Annotated in this window: 24 protein-coding genes; 21 read left to right on the plus strand and 3 right to left on the minus strand. The window is 58.4% G+C overall.

Annotated elements, in window-relative coordinates:
* The 18 genes from AB7A72_RS10580 to AB7A72_RS10665 all read left to right on the plus strand — a co-directional run bounded on the left by AB7A72_RS10580 (position 1) and on the right by AB7A72_RS10665 (position 15789).
* A complete protein-coding gene (locus AB7A72_RS10580; RefSeq protein ID WP_369460129.1) occupies positions 1 to 849 on the plus strand; it encodes a head maturation protease, ClpP-related in 849 nt (282 codons plus the stop codon).
* 62 nt (positions 850 to 911) lie between these two features.
* On the plus strand, positions 912 to 2135 hold the full coding sequence (locus AB7A72_RS10585; protein WP_369459893.1) for a phage major capsid protein: 1224 nt from the start codon (positions 912 to 914) through the stop codon (positions 2133 to 2135).
* Between the two features lie 51 nt (positions 2136 to 2186).
* Positions 2187 to 2363 carry a hypothetical protein gene (locus tag AB7A72_RS10590; RefSeq protein WP_369459894.1) on the plus strand — a complete coding sequence of 59 codons (177 nt, stop codon included), beginning with the start codon at positions 2187 to 2189 and terminating at the stop codon, positions 2361 to 2363.
* Positions 2360 to 2686, plus strand: a complete 327-nt coding sequence (locus tag AB7A72_RS10595; protein ID WP_369459895.1) for a head-tail connector protein — start codon at positions 2360 to 2362, stop codon at positions 2684 to 2686. Before AB7A72_RS10590 ends, AB7A72_RS10595 begins: the two co-directional genes overlap by 4 nt.
* 2 nt (positions 2687 to 2688) lie before the next feature.
* Positions 2689 to 3069 carry a phage head completion protein gene (locus AB7A72_RS10600; protein ID WP_369459896.1) on the plus strand — a complete coding sequence of 127 codons (381 nt, stop codon included), beginning with the start codon at positions 2689 to 2691 and terminating at the stop codon, positions 3067 to 3069.
* Entirely contained in the window at positions 3050 to 3619 is a 570-nt protein-coding gene (locus tag AB7A72_RS10605) for an HK97-gp10 family putative phage morphogenesis protein (RefSeq protein WP_369459897.1), read from the plus strand. The genes AB7A72_RS10600 and AB7A72_RS10605 overlap by 20 nt, the downstream gene beginning before the upstream one ends.
* Positions 3616 to 4032, plus strand: coding sequence for a tail completion protein gp17 (gene gp17 / locus AB7A72_RS10610; RefSeq protein ID WP_369459898.1), 417 nt, complete (start codon positions 3616 to 3618; stop codon positions 4030 to 4032). The genes AB7A72_RS10605 and gp17 overlap by 4 nt, the downstream gene beginning before the upstream one ends.
* Before the next feature lie 68 nt (positions 4033 to 4100).
* On the plus strand, positions 4101 to 4568 hold the full coding sequence (locus AB7A72_RS10615; protein ID WP_369459899.1) for a phage tail tube protein: 468 nt from the start codon (positions 4101 to 4103) through the stop codon (positions 4566 to 4568).
* Positions 4569 to 4690: 122 nt separating this feature from the next.
* Complete coding sequence (locus AB7A72_RS10620) at positions 4691 to 5116, plus strand: hypothetical protein (protein ID WP_369459900.1); 426 nt, start codon at positions 4691 to 4693, stop codon at positions 5114 to 5116.
* Between the two features lie 107 nt (positions 5117 to 5223).
* Complete coding sequence (locus AB7A72_RS10625) at positions 5224 to 5553, plus strand: phage tail assembly chaperone (protein WP_369459901.1); 330 nt, start codon at positions 5224 to 5226, stop codon at positions 5551 to 5553.
* Positions 5554 to 5591: 38 nt separating this feature from the next.
* On the plus strand, positions 5592 to 6086 hold the full coding sequence (locus tag AB7A72_RS10630) for a hypothetical protein (RefSeq protein WP_369459902.1): 495 nt from the start codon (positions 5592 to 5594) through the stop codon (positions 6084 to 6086).
* Between the two features lie 95 nt (positions 6087 to 6181).
* Positions 6182 to 11116 (plus strand): tape measure protein, encoded by a 4935-nt coding sequence (locus tag AB7A72_RS10635; RefSeq protein WP_369459903.1) that lies wholly within the window; start codon positions 6182 to 6184, stop codon positions 11114 to 11116.
* A complete protein-coding gene (locus AB7A72_RS10640; RefSeq protein WP_369459904.1) occupies positions 11113 to 12009 on the plus strand; it encodes a hypothetical protein in 897 nt (298 codons plus the stop codon). The genes AB7A72_RS10635 and AB7A72_RS10640 overlap by 4 nt, the downstream gene beginning before the upstream one ends.
* The gene (locus tag AB7A72_RS10645; protein WP_369459905.1) at positions 12009 to 12953 is read left to right on the plus strand and encodes a hypothetical protein; all 945 of its coding nucleotides are present in this window, start codon (positions 12009 to 12011) and stop codon (positions 12951 to 12953) included. The genes AB7A72_RS10640 and AB7A72_RS10645 overlap by 1 nt, the downstream gene beginning before the upstream one ends.
* Positions 12954 to 13839: 886 nt before the next feature.
* Positions 13840 to 14202, plus strand: coding sequence for a hypothetical protein (locus AB7A72_RS10650; RefSeq protein WP_369459906.1), 363 nt, complete (start codon positions 13840 to 13842; stop codon positions 14200 to 14202).
* A 65-nt stretch (positions 14203 to 14267) separates the two neighbouring features.
* On the plus strand, positions 14268 to 14609 hold the full coding sequence (locus AB7A72_RS10655) for a hypothetical protein (RefSeq protein WP_369459907.1): 342 nt from the start codon (positions 14268 to 14270) through the stop codon (positions 14607 to 14609).
* The gene (locus AB7A72_RS10660) at positions 14606 to 15238 is read left to right on the plus strand and encodes a glycoside hydrolase family protein (protein WP_369459908.1); all 633 of its coding nucleotides are present in this window, start codon (positions 14606 to 14608) and stop codon (positions 15236 to 15238) included. The genes AB7A72_RS10655 and AB7A72_RS10660 overlap by 4 nt, the downstream gene beginning before the upstream one ends.
* A complete protein-coding gene (locus tag AB7A72_RS10665) occupies positions 15235 to 15789 on the plus strand; it encodes a hypothetical protein (RefSeq protein WP_369459909.1) in 555 nt (184 codons plus the stop codon). Before AB7A72_RS10660 ends, AB7A72_RS10665 begins: the two co-directional genes overlap by 4 nt.
* Before the next feature lie 86 nt (positions 15790 to 15875).
* Here the strand turns inward: AB7A72_RS10665 and AB7A72_RS10670 are convergent, their stop codons facing one another.
* Both AB7A72_RS10670 and AB7A72_RS10675 read right to left on the minus strand, forming a co-directional pair.
* Positions 15876 to 16214, minus strand: a complete 339-nt coding sequence (locus AB7A72_RS10670) for a BrnA antitoxin family protein (protein ID WP_369459910.1) — start codon at positions 16212 to 16214, stop codon at positions 15876 to 15878.
* Between the two features lie 2 nt (positions 16215 to 16216).
* Positions 16217 to 16510, minus strand: a complete 294-nt coding sequence (locus tag AB7A72_RS10675) for a type II toxin-antitoxin system RelE/ParE family toxin (RefSeq protein WP_369459911.1) — start codon at positions 16508 to 16510, stop codon at positions 16217 to 16219.
* 137 nt (positions 16511 to 16647) lie between these two features.
* On the opposite strand from AB7A72_RS10675, the gene AB7A72_RS10680 reads away from it, so the two are divergent.
* The 3 genes from AB7A72_RS10680 to AB7A72_RS10690 all read left to right on the plus strand — a co-directional run bounded on the left by AB7A72_RS10680 (position 16648) and on the right by AB7A72_RS10690 (position 18186).
* Positions 16648 to 16935 (plus strand): hypothetical protein, encoded by a 288-nt coding sequence (locus AB7A72_RS10680; RefSeq protein ID WP_369459912.1) that lies wholly within the window; start codon positions 16648 to 16650, stop codon positions 16933 to 16935.
* The gene (locus AB7A72_RS10685) at positions 16932 to 17198 is read left to right on the plus strand and encodes a hypothetical protein (protein WP_369459913.1); all 267 of its coding nucleotides are present in this window, start codon (positions 16932 to 16934) and stop codon (positions 17196 to 17198) included. Before AB7A72_RS10680 ends, AB7A72_RS10685 begins: the two co-directional genes overlap by 4 nt.
* A 379-nt stretch (positions 17199 to 17577) precedes the next feature.
* Entirely contained in the window at positions 17578 to 18186 is a 609-nt protein-coding gene (locus tag AB7A72_RS10690) for a hypothetical protein (RefSeq protein WP_369459914.1), read from the plus strand.
* Positions 18187 to 19032: 846 nt separating this feature from the next.
* On the opposite strand, the gene AB7A72_RS10695 is transcribed toward AB7A72_RS10690, so the two are convergent.
* Positions 19033 to 19485 (minus strand): Mov34/MPN/PAD-1 family protein, encoded by a 453-nt coding sequence (locus AB7A72_RS10695; protein ID WP_369459915.1) that lies wholly within the window; start codon positions 19483 to 19485, stop codon positions 19033 to 19035.
* Positions 19486 to 19524: the final 39 nt, after the last annotated feature.

Here is a 19524-nt window from a genome sequence, read left to right on the forward strand (position 1 = left end):
ATGAACAAGAAAAACTTGCCTGCTCTGCGGGCGGATCACCTCAACGCCAAAGCGCGTTTTGAGGTGCCCGAGTCGATCATGGCGCGCTGGAATCGCGGCCTTCAAGCCAAGGGCGCGGACGATGCGGCAAGCATCAGCATCTTTGAGGTGATCGGCGAGGACTGGGACGGATCGGGCTTTACCGAGGCCAAGTGCGCGGGCATCTTGCGCAGCCTGGGCGGCAAGGATGTGACGGTGTACATCAACAGCCCAGGAGGCAGCCTCTTTCACGGCATCGCCATTTACAACATGTTCCGTGAGTACGAGGGCCGCGTGACCATCCGCGTGCTCGGCATGGCCGCTTCAGCCGCATCGGTTCTGGCCATGGGGGGTGATGAGGTGCAGATTGCAAAGTCTGCGTTCTTCATGATTCACAAATGCTGGTGTCTGGCCGTCGGCAATGCCGATGACCTGCGCAACATCGCCGCGCAGAACGATGAGTTTGACGCGGTGATGGTTGACATGTATGCGGCCCGCACCGGGCTGGATGCGGGCAAGCTGCAGGCCATGCTGGCTGCAGAAACCTGGATCAGTGGCGCCACAGCAGTCGATCAGGGATTTGCTGACGACTTCACGCCGGCAGACCAGATCGAGGAGGGGCGGAGTGCCAAGGCATCAGCTGTCCAGCGCCTCGATATGACACTGGCCAAGGCAGGCATGTCGCGCACTGAGCGCCGCAGCCTGATTCAAGAAATCAAGGGCACGCCTGGCGCTGTCCAAGATGGCACGCCAAGCGCTGCCGTTTCAGCGGCAGACGCCGCGCACCTTCTGGCGCTCACTGCGCAATTTGGGGCAGCGGCGCGAGCCTAAGCCATCTCAAGCAAACCAACGGCCGCCGAAAAGGCGGTTTTCTTTTTTGAAGAGGACAAACCATGTCTGATATGTCTGTACAGGACCTGCTCAAGCAGGTAAACGCAACGCTGGAGAAATCGTCCAGCGACTTCAGCAAGAAGGCTGAGCAGGCCTTTGCGGAAGCTAAAAAGGCCGGCGACATGAGCGCCGAAACCAAGGAGTCGGTGGACAAGATGGCCACCGAGGTCAACACGCTGCGCCAAGCCTCAGAATCCCTCAAGGCGCAGCTGGGCGAGGTTGAGCAGCATGTCGCTGGCAAAAACCATTTGGGCGATGCTGCTGCCGCACTGAGCCTGGGCGCCACGGTGGCCAAGAGTGACAAGCTGGCCGCATTTGCCAAAGACTTTGTGCAAGCCAACCAAAAGGGTCGCGTGTCCGTCCCCGTGCAAGCTGCACTCTTGTCCACGGGCATTCCCGCCGGCACGGTCGAGCCCATGCGTTTGCCTGGTGTTCAAGAGACGCTCAAGCAGCGCCTGTTTGTCCGAGATCTCATCTCGCCTGGCCGCACGGAGTCGCCTGCCATCTACTGGGTGCAGCAAACCGGCTTCACCAATGCCGCCAAGGTGGTGGCTGAGGGCACAGCCAAGCCCTACAGCGAAATCGAGTTTGCCAACAAGCTCACCCCGGTCACGACCATCGCGCACATGTTCAAGGCCTCCAAGCAGATCATGGATGACTTTGCACAGCTGCAAAGCCTGATCGACAAGGAAATGCGCTATGGCCTGAAATACGTGGAAGAGCAGGAAATCCTGTTTGGTGACGGCACTGGCGCGCATCTGCACGGCATCATCCCGCAGGCCACCGCTTACTCGTCCACCGGCATTCCTGCTGGTGCGACTGCGATTGATACGCTGCGCTGGGCCATGCTGCAGGCCCAACTGGCCCGCGTGCCGGCCTCCGGCCATGTGCTGCACTTCACCGACTGGGCCAAGATCGAGCTGCTCAAGGATGACCTGGGCCGCTACATCATCGGCAACCCCCAGGGCACCAACACCCCTTCGATGTGGGGTCTGCCAGTGGTGGAAACCGAGATCGCAGCTTTCCTGAACAAGTTCCTCACCGGTGCATTCCGTGACGGCGCCCAGCTGTTTGACCGCGAAGACGCCAACGTGGTGATCTCCACCGAGAACGCCGACGACTTCGAGAAAAACCTGATCTCTATCCGCTGCGAAGAGCGCGCCGCCCTGGCCGTCTACCGCCCTGAGGCGTTCATCTACGGCGACCTGCCAACCGTTACGCCGTAATGACCCGGGGCCTGGGAAATCCCCGGGCCCCATCTTCTTGGAGATACCGAAATGATCCCAGTCAAATCGACTGTCCCACTCTATGTGGGCGGCAAAGTGGTGACGGAGTTTGAAACCTCCGAAGCCCATTTTCGTGAGCTGGTCCGCGTGCATGGCAATGAGAAGGTAAAGCAGGCATCCGCCAAGGCCGAGACGAAACCAGACGCCAAGAAAGCGAGCAAGCAATGATCACCAGCCTTGACCTGGCGCGCCGCTACTGCCGGGCCAGCACATCCGATGATGTTTTGCTCACCCTGCTGGTGGAGGCCGCCGAGGGCTTGGCTGAAAAGTTTCTCAATCGCAAGGTGTTTGCTGACCAGGTGGCGCTCGATGCTGCGCTGGCCGGCGGCACAGCAGGCGACTCGCCCATGGTAGCCAACGCGCAGTTTCGGGCTGCTGTGCTGGAAATGGTGAGCGACCGTTACGACAAGCGGAGCGATCAGCCTACGCCAGCCGCAATGACCCGCGCTGAGCGGATTTTGTGGCCTGACCGTGTTGGCCTGGGGGTGTAACCATGCTTTTACTTGCTGGCGACCTGGACAAAGAGATCCGCATCATGGTGTACGAAGTCATTGGTCGAGACCCGGAATACAACACCGAGATAAAGGAGTGGCGCGAGTTCGCCAGCGGCTGGGCCCAAGTGCAGGATGTCCTGCCCTCACGATCTGACAAGATTGAAGACGCTGTGCAGATCAACGAACGTCCTGCCCGATTGAGGATGCGCTACCTATCGGGCGTGCGTGCTGATATGCGCGTGGTAGTCCTGGGGGTAGATGGCGACCCTGACCGGGTTTGCGAGATCGTTGCGGGCCCGGCCGAATTGGGGCGCAGAGACGGCATTGAGCTGCTCATCAAGGACTTTGGGAGGGCAGACGATGGCAACCTCTGGCGTTAAGGTAACAGGGCTCAAAGAGTTGGCCGAGTTCATGAAGCAGTTGCCCGAGAAGCTGCAGAAGAACGTGATGCGCGGGGCGCTGCGAGCCGGCGCCAAGGTGCTGGAAGCGGAAGCCAAGCGCGGCGCGGCGGTGGATGACGGTGACTTGCGTGAAAGTATCCGCATCAGCACGCGCAATCAAAAGGGTGTGGTGACCGCGAGTGTGAAGACCGACGACTTTAAAGCCCACTGGATTGAGTTTGGCACGGCTGCGCACTGGATTAGTGTGGCCGCCAAGGACACCCCCACACGTAAGACGCGCCGAGGCGAGGAAAAGGTGGGGCTTAAAACGCTGAACAAGATGATGGCCAAGGGGTCCCTACAGATCGGCGGGCAATTTGTCGGCGCATCCGTCCTGCATCCCGGCATCAGGGCCCGTCCTTTCATGCGCCCAGCGCTGGACAACAAAGGCCAAGAGGCAATCGTGGCGGCCGGCAACTACATGAAAGCCCGACTTGCAACGAAACACGGCCTCGATACCTCTGGCGTAGCTGTGGAGGCTGAGCAATGAGCGCACCCAATGCATTCCGCGTCGTCATGGCGCTTCTGAAGGCTGATGCAGCGTTGGTGGCATTGGTGCCGGTGGATCGTATGCACCAGGGTTTTATCCCCCAGAGCTCTGCGCTGCCGGCGCTGTCCCTGCGCAACATCAGCGACAACGACCGGCAGACCATCAGCGGCGATGAGATCAAGGTGATGGAGACAGGCCGCATCGAGGTGACTGTGGCTGCCAAGGACTACGCCACCAAGGAGCGCTTAATAGGTGCTGTGCGCAAGGCCTGCGAGAACAAGCGCGGCCTGGTAAATGGCATCACGGTAAACAACGTGCGCAACGCCGGGCTGGGCCCGGATCTCGATAACGAGGAGGTGTCCATTTTTGGGCGCTCCATTGATTTGATGGTCACTTCAAAGCGTGACCGATAAATGGCCGGCAACGGCTTAACCCAAGGGCTCACTTCGTTGGGCCTTTTCTTTTGCAGAAAGGAAGCTCCATGTCCGGAGTAGAAACCGTTGCTGGTACAAAAATCAGCATTTCCGCCAATCCGCCTGCCACGTTTGATGCTGCAGGCTATGCGGCAGTTGCCGACTGGGCACGGATCGGCGAGATCACCGATGGGGGCAGCCACGGCCGCACCTATGCGGTGGTGACCCACCAGCCCATCGACAACCGTGGCACGCAGAAATTCAAGGGCTCCTTCAATGAAGGCCAGAAGACTCTGCAGCTGGCCATCGACAACAAGGACCCTGGCCAGATCGTGCTGAGCGAGGCTCTGAACGAAGACGAGGATTACTCGTTCAAGGTCGAGTACCAAGGCGGCGACATCGACTACTTCCAAGCCAAGGTCATTTCGTTTGAAAAGGCCACCGCTGGCGTGGACTCGATGCGCTCGGCCACGGTCCAGTTGGAGCTGACCACCAGCAAGTCTGGCGTCGGCATTGTGGAAGTGCCGGCCCCCTGATCCCATCCCTGTAACCCATTGGCCGCAAGGCCACCCCTGCACCGACGCAGCCGCTTCGCTCCATATAGCGGGGCGGGCGGCTGCGCACGGGCCTATTTGTCTCTCCGCTATAAGGAAATTACATGTCTCTGAATATCAAGTCCAAAGCTGTCGCTGAAACCTCGTTCCTGCATCTGAAGGATGCCCAGGACAATCTGATGTACACCGAGGGTGACAAAAAGAGCGACAAGAAGCCGGTGGGCGTGAACGTCTATGGCCCTGGCTCCCGTGAGTACCAAGCTGCCCAAACGAAGATCTCCAATCGTGCAGTGTCTCGCCTGCGCAAAAGCGGCAAGTTCGAGCAGACCTCCGACGAAAAGCAGAAAGAGCAAGCCCAGTACCTGGCCGAGATCACCCACAGCTTTGTCGAGCTGGACTATGACGGCCTGACTGGCCGTGAACTGGCCTTGGCCGTATACGGTGATCGCTCGATTGGCTTTATCGCCGATCAGGTGGCCGAGCACGTCAAGGACTGGTCAAATTTTACTCAGGGCTCGCAGACGAGCTAATCCTCTACATCCGCCAGCTCGCCTGGTGGAATGCATCGCAGAAGAGGACCGACAAGGTGGGCCGGTCTGAGAGGGAGGTAAAGCTTCCCTCTCGGGCCGCAAAAGCCTTGGAGGACGATGCCGAGATCTACTACCCCCCATTGGCCCCTGAGCTGGGCTACCTGGTGGAATATCTGCGAAGGCTTGATTTCATCGAGCCTGGGGCGGCTGGGCCGGTGCGGCTGAGCTTCACCGAGATCCGGTCTTGGGCGCTGCTCTCGGGTGTGCAACTCAAACCCTGGGAGGTGGACTTGCTGCGGCAAATGTCCACCGAGTTTGTCTCGGAGGTGAATGCTGCTGAAAACCCGCAGCGGCCGGCGCCTTGGATGCCTGTCGATGCGCTGCAGGAAAAGCAGGCCATCGCACGCCGAATCAAGGATGTGCTGCGCGGCGGGTAGCGTTTGGTAGCATGTCCCTTTTCATTCGTGGAGGGGATATGCGACTGATGTTTGCAGGCCTAGCCATTGCAGTCTTGGCCGGATGCGGGCCGAATAAAGAAGAGAAGGCAGAGACAGAGCGTCAAGCAGCTGAGGCCCAACGCAAGGCAAAAGTTGCCGAGCTTCGTAAGCCCGTGCTCGGGCAGCTAAAAGACCCGGCCTCTGCGAAGTTTGAGGACGAATTTTTTACTCAAACTGGGGTGCTCTGTGGCACGGTAAATTCGAAGAATGAGTATGGGGCCTATGTCGGGCCCCGAAAATTTTTGATAGTGCCGGGAGAATACGTCAGGCTTCAAGAGCTTCCAATGATTGTCCTGAAGGACAGTTTGCAGGCCAAAGCGGATATAGAGAGCTTGAATGCGAGACTGGATGAATTTAACGCCAGGAAGCGCAAAGAACTTGGCTTGGCCAGCGAAGGTCCGTCTTCGTTAGAGCAGGCTTATGCAATGATTTTCGATAAGGACTGGTCGGCGCGTTGCCTAGAGGAAAAATAGGCGCTCCGACTCACTGTCAATTCAATCCGCTTTGAGCGGTTTTTAAAGGGCCCACGCCGTAACGCGTGGGCTTTTTGCGTTTCTGGAGCACACAAATGATTGCTGGAACCCTCGAAATCCAGATGATGGCGAACTTTGCGCGCCTCATTGAGGACGTGCGCCAGGTGCAGCAAAAAGTAGACGCTGGCATGACCGCCATCGAGCGCAGTGTTGGCCTTGCCTCCCGTGCGCTCGGTGGGCTGGCCGCTGGATTCAGCGTTACCAAGCTGGTCGGCTATGCGGACGCATGGGGCCAGCTCTCCAGTCGCATGAACCAGGCAACGGGCAGCGCAACAGCTGGCGAGGCTGCCATGAGCCGGCTGATGGATGTCAGCAACCGCGTCTACAAGCCCATTGCCGACACGGCAGAGCTATTTATCCGCACCTCCGAATCCCTCAAGCAGATGGGGTACACGACCGCTGAGACGGTTGACATGGTGGAGACGCTCTCCTATGGCCTCACGGTGTCCTCTGCATCGGCCGATAAGACCAAGAGCGTGATTGATGCCTGGTCCAAATCTATGCTCCAAGGCAAGATGACGATGGGCGAGTACCAGACGGTCATCTCTGGCGCACCAGCACTGCAGAAGGCGCTGGCCGATGCGCTGGGCGTGACTATCGCCGGCCTGCAGGACATGGTTGGCAAAGGCCAGCTAAGCGCAGACAAGCTGATGTTGGTGACCAAGCAGATGCAGGAGCTGGGCAAGCAAGCCGACGCTATGCCTGTGACAGTGACGGATGCGTTTACCAAACTGGTGAACAATGTCACGCAGTACGCAGGCGAATTGAACAAAAGCACCGGTGCAACCTCCTTGCTTACCGGTGCGATTGACATTCTGGCCAAGAACGTGGGCCCTGTGCTAACCATGCTCGCCACCATGGTCGGTTTGGCCGTGTCGAGTTGGTTAACTACTGTGGTGTCAGGAGCTGTGGCCGCAGGTGGTGCATTCACGGCTGCCGGTGTCGCGGTGAAGGGCTTCATGGCCTCCCTGGGACCATTGGGTTGGTTAGTTCTGGCTGTGGGCGCGGGTACGGCAGCCTATCAGGCGTTCAAGAACAAGGCCGAAGAAGCTGGCCGGGCGTCGCAGGAAGCTGCTGCGGCCGCAGAGCGCGCAGGTCCGCGCATGCTGGCTGGCTTGACGCCGGCCCTTGATGCGCTGAATAAGAAGCTGGACGACTACATTGCCAAGAAGAAGCAAGCAATGGGTGTGGGCCCTACTGACATCGAGGCCCTTGGCAAAGAATATTCCGATGCCAACAAGAAGATTGAGGAAGCTGGACGGGCCTTGCATGCGCTGAGTGGCCGCATGGACGCGGAGGCCCAGAGCAAGCGCACGGCTATCCTGAAGGAGCTTGCCGATGAGACGGGGAAGCTTGCCGAAACGGATAAAAAGATCGCCGAAGCCCGCAAGCTGACAGTTACGGAATACTTGGCCGACACAGGTCGAATGACCGAAGCACAGCGCAAGGCTGCAGACATTGCAAAGGAAACAGCGAACTACGAGAGAGCCATTGCCCTGGCGCAAGGTGATGCTGGCCAGGTCGCACAGATCACCGCTGCGCACCAGACTGCGCTGGGCGAGATCCGTTCCAAATACAGCAAACAAGTTGTTGCCGGCACCAAGCAGGAGGAGAAATCCTATCTGTCTTTGCTGGATGCCATCAACGCGAAAATTGCAGAGGAAAAGCTAGAGCACCAGTCCAGCGAAGCAATCACCGAAAGCCAGCGCCTGCGGATCAAGATGCAGGCCGAGCTGAAGAAGAATATCTCCAGCGACCACAAGGCTATTTTGGAGAGCAAGCTCAAGGAGCTGGAGGTAGAGGAGAAGCTCACCGCGACTTACAAGGAAGCGGCCGAGGCCCGCAAGGCCTGGCAAGATCAGCAAAAGCAGAACGTGGATGCGGCCTTTGCGACAGCGAACAGCTTGGAGGAAGGCAACAAACAGCTGCGCGATGAGATTGCCTTGATCGGCAAGTCCAAGAAGGAGCAAGAGACCATCTTGCGCCTGCGCCGCGAGCAGGTCATTGTTGCAAAGGAAAAAGAGCTTGCGGATCTGCAGGCCAAGAAGTCATTCGAGGTCTACGACACGATGATGATTCAGGCCTTGCAAGAGCAGATCAAGCAGCTGCGAGAGCGCAACGAGCTGCTTGGGCAGAAGGAAGTCGCAGAAGAGACGGCCACCCTGGTCCAATCGCAAGAGGGCAATTGGGTGAGCTTCTTCCAGAGCATCGACCAATCTGCGCACCAGACCTGGACGAATGTTTTTGAGGATGGCGCTGGCACATTCAAGCGACTGGGCCAGACCCTTAAATCTGCCGTGCTGGACATGCTGTACCAGCTGACCATCCGCAAATGGATCATCAACATTGGCGCATCGCTGTTCGGAGATGGGTCTTCGGCCATGATGGGTGCGCTCGGCACGGTGCTCGGCGGAAGCGGTGGGGGTGGAATCGGAAACCTCCTGAATCTGGGTTCTGCCGCTAACTCCGGCTATGGCTTGTATTCGGGCTCCACCGCTGGATTGATCGGGCGTGGCTTGACCAACTTCGGCACCTACACCGGTTCGCACTGGGCAACCGGTCTGGGCATGCAGATTCAGGGCCAAGCGCTGCCAGCATCCATGGTGGGGCCGGGCTCTGGCGTGGGTATCGGCAATGGGGGCACTGGCTCTGCTATGGGGCTCAATGGTGGCTGGGGCGCGGCCGGCGTGATGATGATTCCGCTGATCGCGGCCTACCTGGGGGGCATGTTTAAAGAGGAAAAGCAGGTCGGCACCGGTATCACTGGTGAGCTGGGCGGGAACCTCTACGGCTACCAGCTGTTGCGCGAAAGCGGCAGCTTGTTTAGCGGCCCGGACTATCGCTACATCGTCGCAGAGAAGGAGCAAGAAAAGGCAAGAGCTGAAATCGAGCGGCTGAAAAAAGAGATTGCGGACAACCCGGACGATCCACGCAATGGATACCGTCAGAGGCAGATGCAGCAGCAATACAGCCGCCTGGAGATGCTGGACCAGTACAACGGCTCTATCGAGGCTGTGGCCGGCCCCATCAAGATCCTGCAGGACGCTTTCAAGGACATGCGGGAGGACACTGCCGCAAGAGCTGACAGCCTGGGGTTGAACGGTGATTCGATCCGAGCGATGAAAGTGGCGCTGGGCCTGGACGAGATCCACCCGGACACAGGTGGCAGGGGGCTGGAATTAACCGGTCTCACGCAAGAGGAGGCTGCTGCGAAGATCGAGGCGGCGTTGGCGCAAGCCAATGAAGAGATGGCTCGGTCAGTCCTGGGCAAGTGGGAGGAGCAGACACGGGAGATCACCCGCATGGTGTGGGATACCGTGGATGTTGTCTCTGATGGGGATACCCAGCAGCAGGCCCGGGTAGGCCGCGAAGTGACGGAAACCGTTACTGAGCAGGTTTTTGTGATGGGTGAATACGTCCGGGTGGGTGAGACCGCTGTAGACGCGCTGACCCGCCTTTCTGCAAGCCTGGCGGGGGTCAACATGGTGTTTGATCTGCTGGGAACCACTCTGCTGGAGGGTTCGCTCTCCGCTGCAGATTGGGCTAGCAAGCTGGTCGACGCCATGGGCAGCATGGATGCGCTCACGCAGGCCGCAGCAACCTACTATGACCTCTACTACAGCGAGGAAGAGAAGCGCACCAGAGCAGCTCAGCAGGCAGACAAGGGCATGAAGGAGATGGGGCTCGATCTGCGTGTCGGCGATATTGATGCCAAGGCGAAGTATCGCGCTCTGGTCGAAAAGGCCATTGCAGACAAAGACGAGGTGATGCTTGCCAAGCTGCTGCAGTTTGCTGATGACTTTGCTGCTGGTGCAGATGCTGCAAGCGCGAGCCTGCAGCAAGCGCGGGACGAGTTGACAGCGCGCATGCAGGAGCTGATTGAGATCCGCGAGGAAACCCTCTCGACGCTCGGCCTTTCGGTCGATGGCCTGGTTGATGGTTTCATCAACGAGATCAACGAGGGGCGTGGTGCACAGGCTGGCGAGTGGCTGGCAGACAGCATCGCATCCGGCTTTGAGCAGGCCATCTACCGCCAGGCGGTGACCACCATCCTCAACTCGATCATTGACGGCGTTATCACTCCGGTGGTTACCGCTGCGATGGCGGGCTCTTCGGTATCGGGTCTGGTGAGTGGCGCGGCGATTGAAACGATGGTGGCGAACGCTAAGGCCGCAGCAGTTGCACTCAAGACGCTGCTCAATGACCCTGCGTTCAAGGCCATGCTGGACGAGACCATTGACTTTGTGCGCGACCTGGGCAATGACATTGGATCGGTGATCCCTCCCATGTCTACCTACAGCCCCGCCATCAAGGATGTGGCCAAGGGCTACGACTCTGCAACGAAGGCGGCAGAGGATGCAGCGGCCGCAGCCAAGAAGCTGGCGGATCAGTGGCGCAAAACCATTGATTCCATGCTGAACGAGATGGAGCGTTTGCGTAGCGAGCTGCTGGGCGTGACCGATGACCACGGGGCCGCGTACTACGAGGCCTTGTTTGCCATCAAGACCGCCCAGGCCCGGGCCGGGGATCAAGATGCAGCCGACGAGCTGCCTCAGATCATCCGCAACCTGGAGAACATGGCCAAGGCAAATGCATCGTCGCAAGCTGATGTATTGCTAAAGCAGGCTGAGTGGCTGGCCTCGCTGACAGACACCCGCAGCTACTTGGCAGGCAAGTACGGGGTCGATATCGGCAACCAGCAAGTTGCAGAGGCTGCTGCAGCAGCAGCTGGCCGGGTAATTCAAACGACGGGTAGTGCGGCGTTCTCCGGCGCGCTGCAGTCGTCGAGCGATAACCCGGTACTGGTCTCTGAGGTACGTGCTCTGCGCGTTGCGCTGGAGAACCATGACAACAATCGCAAGTCTGAAGCTGCTGCTTCTGTCCCTGCCGTGCAGCGCATGAACAAGGTGCTGACCAGGTGGGATACAGAGGGCATGCCCCAACCCAGAGAAGAGGAGGAAAGCGCATGACAGGACTTAGAACTGTCAGCCCGCTGGAGATCACCGACAGCGTCCTGATCGCTCAGCCTCCCCTGGAGGATTCAGCGGTTGCTTGGGTGGCTGGCTCTTGGCCTAAAGGGTCAAGGGTCCGCTACAAGCACCAGGTGTACCAGGCTGGGGCTGCAGTCAACGATGCAGTACCGCCACCGGACAACCCAACGCTCTGGATCAAGGTAGGGCCCACCAATACGTGGGCCCTTTTTAATGGGCGCACATCGCAGAGCTCCAAGTTCAATGCGACGGCATCCTACCGGTTCAGGTTTGGGCGCACGGTGGATGCTGTGTCTGCCATTGGCCTCGTAGATGTGCAATCTGTCCGAGTTCGCGTCGTAGATCCAACTTTTGGAACGGTCTACGACAAAAACCTAACCGTGGGCCTGGCGCCGGCCGCTGCAGATTGGTGGGAGTGGCACTTCGGGCAATGGACACCTACTGGGGCACTTGGTCTCTTCACAGGCCTGCCAGCTTATCCGCAGGCTGACGTACTGGTTGACTTCACTGGCACGACCAAGATGGAAGTGGGCAACCTCATCCTTGGCAATGCCCAGGAGTGGGGGCACGGCGTTCAACTGGGGGCATCGGTGGGTATCCAGGACTTTTCCAAGAAAACCTTGGATGAGTTCGGCAACCGGGTGCTGGTCGAGCGTACCTATATCGGCTGGGCAGATATGTCGGTGCCCATCAGGCGCACGGAAATTACTGCCATCAAAAACTACATGGCCCAAAACCGGGCGAAGCCAATACTGTTCCTGGGCTCTCAGGACATTGAGGCCCTGAACGTGTTTGGCATTGCCAAAGACTGGTCTGTTTCTATCGAGTACTACGACTACTCGATGTTTGCTATTCAACTTGAGGAGGTGTGATGCCTTTAGTAGTACCAACACCCGTGCCGGCGTATCCTCCTGCGCCGCAGCCCACAGACGACCGGGTCACTTTCAGCACCAAGGCATTCGCGCTGGCGGCCTCCTATGAGCCGCAGCGGCTGGCATTCAATGTTGCGCTTGACCAGGTTTATACCAATGCCCAATGGGCGCAAGCCAAGGCTCTGGATGCCCAAAATGCTGCAACCGCTGCTGGTCAGTCCGCAAACGCAGCAAATGCCAGCCGCGTAGCGGCAGACACAGCGGTCCAAGATGTGCGCGATGCGATGGACGCTATCCAAGCCGGGCCGGTTGCCTCGGTTATGGGGCGGACTGGCGTTGTGGTGGGGTTGGTCGAGCGATCTGGGCCCATCTACACCAAGGCAACTTCCATGGCGGATGCCCCTCTGGGGCAGTGGGCCTCCTATAACGATGGCACCGGCGCGGGGGCCGACTGGCCAACAACCCTGACCATTTCCTGCTGGAACGTCTTCACATTCGGCACAGCCTTACGCAAGACCCAGCGTGCCACACAAGTGCTTGAAGGCACACAGCAAGGATGGACATTCGAGCGGCAGTTGCACGATGCGGCCTGGAGCCCGTGGGCACGGGTTTTCACGGCGTCAGCGGTGATAGAGCAGGTAAAACTACATAGCAACGTGTCGGGGGCAATTACTTGCGACCCAGCCGCAGGATCGATGCACATGGTTGGCATGGCAGGCAATCTAGCGATCAATATTCCAGCTCCCCGCGCTATGGGCGATCAGCTGACGATCCGCATCTATCAAACTGGTAGTTTCTCCTTGACGTTCGGCTCCAATGTTGCATTGCCAGTGGGGGCAACCCTTCCAACGTTAGCTTTTGGTGAGTGGTTGACGGTGACGCTCTGCACCGACAACGGTCTAACTAAGTGGTTTCTGTTCGTCGCTGGGAGGCATGCAGGATGATGGCGCAAAGGATGATTATGAGCGGTGGCAGCGTGGCAATCACGATTGCCGCGTCTGTCCGCAGCCCTGACATTGCTGCACTGGCCCGCGCGCGCGGATGGAATGGTACTGGCCAAATTACCTGCACCATCAATGCAGGCGTGGACGTGGCTACGCTGGTAATTTCCGGCATTCCGCACGACTGCCTGACCATCCGCAATCCTGGCGGTCGCATTGGCGGGCTAGTCAATGGAGGCACCGCAATTTACACACGCACTCGCATCCGAATTGACAACACCTCTGGGACCATATTCGGTGGCGGAGGAGCAGGCGGGAATGGGGCCTGGAAGGCCATCTTCCGTGGTACAGGGTATGTGGGTACTGGCAATGGTGGATCGGGTGGAAGCGGGGCCGGTTTTAACACCTCCGGCACACCTGTATTTGTGTGGCAGACGTACGGCAACCCTGGCACATCGCAGACAGTCGGTGGCCCATCCATCGGTGGCTCTACCCAAGGCGTGGCCACTGGGGGCAAGGGCGGAGACGGCGGCGCAATGGGAATGCCTGGAGCCAGCGGAAGCTACGGTTCAACCAGTGGAACCTTTGACTCGCAGTCTGATGGCGCGATTGGAATGGGAGGCGCTGCTGGGGCGTACGTAGATGGCAACAGCTTTGTGACATGGATCGCAAACGGCACGCGCCTTGGCTTAGCGATCAACTAAGGATGAATATGTTTATTGATACAACTACCAAAGAGTGGGGGCTGAGCCAGGCTGACATCATGCAGCGCCACCCATTGACAGTTTTCCCAGATCCGTTCGTTCCGCTTGAGCAGTACGCTCAGGTGGAGGATCAGCCGCAGCCCACATTTGTTCAGGCAACCCACAAGGCCGTGGAGCTGGCCCCAGTGCAAACGGAGGAAGGCTACCTGCAGCAGTGGGAAGTCGTGCCACTGAGCGATGAGGAGCTGGCCCAACGGGAAACCGAGCGCCTGGCAGCCGAGCAGGCCGCCAGAGATGCTGCGCGGGTGACCGTGACCAAGCGCCAGGCCTTGCTTGCGCTGTTCGACATGAAGGGCATCAAGAACGAGGACATCGAGGCGCAGATCAATCTGATCCCCGATGAGTTCGACCGCTACCGGGCCCTGGTGGATTGGCAGGGATCGGCGGCCATCGAGTCGGACAGCCCCACGGTGCTACTGCTGGCGGCAGGCCTGAACCTGACCGAGGCCGATTTGCACGAGCTGTTCGGCTACGCCGAGACCTTGTAACCCTCGCCACAACACACAACACAACCCGCTCCGGCGGGTTTTCTTATTTCTGAGGGAGTGCCTCAATGCACAGCACAGATATCAGCATGCCGATGGCAAAGGCGACCAGTGCCTTGACCTTGGCCACGGCCGCGCAAACTGAAGTGGCAGACAAGATCGCCCAGGCGGCGACGGTCAATTCCAGCTTTGAGACTTGGTTCTGGGTGAACTCCATCCCGTGGGGGACCATTGCCTCTATCGTGGCGGCGCTCTACACGGTGCTGCTCATCTGCGAGTGGTTCTGGAAGAAGCTGTGGCGGCCAGCGTTTGAGCGCTGGGGATGGGTCAAGCCACGGCTGGGCCCGCGCATCATCACGCTGGACGAGTACCGCCAGATGAGCGAAACGCAGAGGGCGGACCTGTCATGAGCAAGATCCCAAATGCACTGCGCGCCGGCCTGGTGGCCCTGGCAGTCTTGACGGGTGGCGCCGGCGGCTACCTTGTGTCCGAGCGCGACAAGGCTGCCGCCCAGGCCATGGCCGACCAGAGCCAGTACATCCAGGCTGTGGCAACTGATGCTGGCACTTCCCAGGCAGTCAAGATCGCCATGGTGATGGGCAGCTACTACGAGAGCAGCTACCGCCACATTGGTACGCCCTACGTCGACAAGTTGGGCAAAGGCCAGCCGCTGACCGTCTGCAATGGCATCACGGGCCGCGCTGTGGTGGCTGGTCGGTACTACACGCCGGCCGACTGCTACGCGCTTGAGCGCAGCCGCTATCTGGCGGCCGAGCGCACGGCCATGAGCATGTTCCGCCTCTGGACCACCTATACCCCACTGCAGCAGGCTGTGTTCATCGACTTCATCCACAACAAGGGCGATGGCGCGCTGTACACCTCGACGCTGCTGCGCAAGGCCAATGCAGGGGATGTGGTGGGTGCATGCCGCGAAAATCCGCGCTGGAACCGTGGCACGGTCAAAGGGGTGTCTGTGGTGCTGCCAGGCCTGCAGGCCCGGGGCGATGCCAACGGCGAGATCTGCGAGGTGGGACTATGACCTGGGGGGTTTATACAAATACCTGGAGGGTTTACGCATACGCCCTGGTGGGTTTAGCTCTATTTGCCTCTGGCTGGGTGGTTAAGGGCTGGCAGGCCAGTAAGACCATCGCCGAACTGCGCGCCGAGCAGGCCCAGCGGCAGGCCACTCGCGCAGAAGCCGCCAGAACTGATGAAACCCAAACCGCGATCAAGGAAAGCAAGCATGCCCAAGACACGATCTACAACGCCGACCGCCTGGCGAACCTCAAGACTGGCATTGATGTGGATGTGCGCGCTGAGCTTGCCCGCGCTGAGCGCCTGCACCGCGACACCGACAGCCGAGCCGCCACTTATCGTGCGCAAGCCCAGGCCGACGCCGCTGCCCGCCGCGATCTTGCAGATAAGGCCGCAGCCCTCGACCGACAGCTTGCAGAAGGCCTCGGCGTGGTCGCAAGCCTCGGAGGCGACCTTAAGCGACGGGATGCTGAAGTAGCCGCGCTATGCGACCAGGTGAATATCGAGCGCCGGCTGATCGGTGACGACAGCGACCAAGCCTGCAGCCAGAAATAGAAAGAGCCTCCCCGGCGCCACTTAGGCACTGGGGAGGCTCTTTTTTCGTTTGTGCAGTTAGCACACGATGCGTGCTGTTTCAACGGTCAAACCTTGGCTCGGTGGATGCGACCATGCTTGAGATCCTCGCGGAGCACATCATTGATGCGGGTCTGCCACCCCGCACCTTGGGATTTGAATGCTTCCAGCACATCAGGATCCAAACGGAGGGTGGTAGATACCTTAGCGGCCACCTTTACGCTGCCTGCTGGACGACCTGGCTTGCGTGCGGCGATCTGCTTGGGTGTATGCACTGCCCCGTACTGACCCGCCTTAGCTTCGGCAAGCGCTTCGCGCAGGCCGGGGAGGCTTTCGCCAGCATCGGCCTCAATAGCCTTGGCTACCTTGTCGGTAGCAAGGCCCTGGAGTTGCTTTAGGGTCTTCATTCTCATTTCCTTTCAATCTCGCTGGGGAGGATGTTTTCCTTTTCCGACTTCGCATACACAGCTACGAGGAACACAATTTCGTCAGAGGTCAGGTTGAAGTAGATCACTCGCGCACCGCCACGCTTGCCTTTGCCGGCCACCGACCAACGCACCTTACGGGCACCATCAGCGCCGGGGATCACATCGCCCATTTGGCCGTTAGTCGAGATCCAGCTGATGAAATCCAGACGCTCGGCTTCGGTCCACACCTTAGCCGCTTGCTTCTGAAATGTCGGGGTTTCGATTACTGTGAACATGAGTTTATTGTAGTAACAATTAACTGGTAGTGCAAGCTGTTTTTCGTAGTAACGAAAAATGGTTTTAGCCGGCACCCGTGCGCGGTCTTTGAGAGCGCCTATATACTGTTTTTTTATCCAGTTTTTGGGATGAGCACATGCAGATTGATCAAGTTGCCATCGCGGTTCTCGGTGCAGCTGCCGCCTGGCTGTCGCAGGCCCGCTCTGAGAGCTTCAGGCGCTGGGCGTGCGTCTTCGGCATGCTGGGCCAGCCGTTCTGGTTCTATGCCTCATGGAAGGCCGAGCAATGGGGCATCTTCGCGGTCAGCGTGCTGTATGCGCTGGCCTGGATGAAAGGGCTGTGGATACACTGGATTCGGCCTACATCCAGCAGGGCGGGGGTGGAGAAAATAGGGCCCGTTGATCTAATCCGGAGTGACAAATGATCCAGGGCCTGCACATCGAAAAAAGCGCGCCCGGGCAATATCTGGCCAGGGTCATGAATGAGCATTCAGAAGCGCTGAGCTTCACCGCCAGCAGCATCGCTGGAGCAATCAGGGACACAGCCCAGATGCTGCCCAAAGCTCGCGCCTTCCACATCTGGTATGAGCATGTGAGCATTGGCACCACGCCAGTCCTGCACATGCAGCACGACGCGGAGACGCTGGCGTCTCGGCTGAAACTGCTGCACGGTCAGTTTTGGGGCTGAGGTGAGGACGAATTCCGTCGGCGCCTTGCTCTTGTGATCTGAACACCTAGCGTACGTTTTACGTTCGGCTGTCGATCACGCAGCTTGGCCGACAATGTGTCGATCGACCCTCTTCCACTCGACCCCTGGTTTGATTTCCCCGCCCACAACGCAGGTCTGAAAAATCAACGTTGGGCGGCAGCTGCCAGCCAGCGCCGGCTGATTCCGGCGAGACCCCCGTTGTCACGCTGCAACAAATTAAACTGAGGGCAGCCCAGCGGGCTAAGTCCATCAAGCGCCGCAAGGAGATTTGGGAGGCTATGCACCCAGAGGGTGGAAAGACTGTTTCCACCCTTGGGGGTGATACTCTTGGCTGTCATGCATCCACCTGGAAGAATAGATGTCAATCAATGCAAGTGATAGGACACTGGGATTAATCAGCATATGGCAAGTGCTTCGCAAACTAAATTGGGAGATCGAGCTGATCAAAGCCATTCCCGAAAAAATCACAGTTGGAGCGACGCCTGCTAGCGTATTGCATTGCCAAGACGCACACCTCTACGCAACGATCAATGCTGCCTCCACATCGTTGGCTATGGTCGATTGGCTGTATCACACCGTTAGTGGTAGCAGCGTATTGACAAGCAATATTCAGCGGGTTCTGCAAGGCGTGAACTTAAAGAACAATAAAGCCTTTTTGCTCTACTTGCGCAACGCATTTTCGGTGATAAACGCGTGCCATCAAATATGCAATGCCAACAAGCACTTTCATCTCAATACTCCTGATGATCAATTTAAGGTGATGGTTGGCGAGATAATTTTTAAAAATGATGACGGGACCGAGGATTTAACCGTAATTACGCAAATAATCCAAAATAGAAACGATCCAGATGCTTCCACATCAGTGCCTGAAATGCTTGAAAAAGCGGCAATCTGGTGGGAGCAATTGCTTACTGATGTAGATCTGCCTGGCCGAGAAGACTTTTTCCCGGCATCCAGCAAGAGATAGCAGACCGGAGATGCGGGGAATGAGTCAGCCTATTCGTGCAAAGGCCAGGGGGCGTTGCACGGATAGCGTCATCGGCAGGGCCCAACCGGCGAAGGGTGGGGGGGGCTCGCCGGGTTCGGGCGGCAGGTGTGCCTCGCTCTGGAGCCGCCCCGGAGCGGCGGTAGCCTAGCGCTGGAGCCGCACACAAGCAGCGCAGACCCCGCGAGCTGCCGCTGGTCCAGCGCATGCCATCCCTAAATCTGCCCCAAAATGAGCCAATTCCAGCGTACTCGGGCGGATAGCCTCCCTCTGAAAAAGCCGCTTGGGTACGCTCTAAAACTCACTCTCTAGGGTTCGAATCCCTCCGTTTCCGCCAAGATGGCTTAAGATTCAAAGGCTTGCAAAAGAATTTGAGTTTTGTACCACTTAAAGTACCACAAAAAGCAAAGGCTGCAAACTTAGGTTTGCAGCCTTTTGTTTTTGCACGTGGACTCGCAGTTTCCCGGAATGGGTCCTGCGGATGACTGCATTGCAGCGGTTGCTGCCGCTTATTGCAGCTGGGCGAACTATCACTCACGTAGTCATATCAGTCTTTCAGAGCTCCAAGACCGTCACTTCCCCAATGATTGTTTTCAGGTTCGCAGCAGCCTCTCGCTAACAGCCGGTCACCGGGGATTTTGTGAGTCCGCTAACTCGGTTTGCGACTAGGTGCTTTCGACCCCAAACGGTCTTAGTCTGGCGGCGATTTGGGGCCACCGCACAGCAGACGCTCAATTTCGGCTGGGCTCCCTAACATCACGAATCTCCTGTTTAACAAAGGATGTCGCTGGTCATGCCAAAGCAGAGCTACCGTGTTCCGTGTTCATGTCAGGGAACTTGGCGGACCTGATCGAAATGACCTACTCCTATCCAGTTGCTCAGTCGACCGACGATGACAAAGACCATTGGGCGGCGGCTGCTAGCAGCTATCTCGCGCCAATGCTTTAGATCAATGTGCGACGGCACGGGATCGTCTTCTGGATGGGTGTGCCATTCGCCGACATAGTCGAGAGTTCTATCCGTATCTTTCCATCGCTGAAGAGCTACGCGTTGGTGGTGGGTGGCATGTCGGAAGAATCTGAATCGACTTCTAATGTCATCCTTCGACGGAAATGTCGCTTCAGTGATGTGGATGTGATCGCCTCTCCTGTAGCCCATCAGGATGCCTCCTGCCTCTGGTTCGAATGAAGCGAGTTGTTTGTATGGGGCCAAGCTTGCCAATAGAGAATCCTCCAAAAGCAGCTTTGCTTCGTCATTGCCGAACGGTAGCTGGCTCAGCATGTCCCGCTCCACAAGCTGGACAGGCCGGAAGACGCGCTA

Source organism: Comamonas sediminis, assembly GCF_041107495.1.
Taxonomy (GTDB): domain Bacteria; phylum Pseudomonadota; class Gammaproteobacteria; order Burkholderiales; family Burkholderiaceae_C; genus Comamonas; species Comamonas sediminis.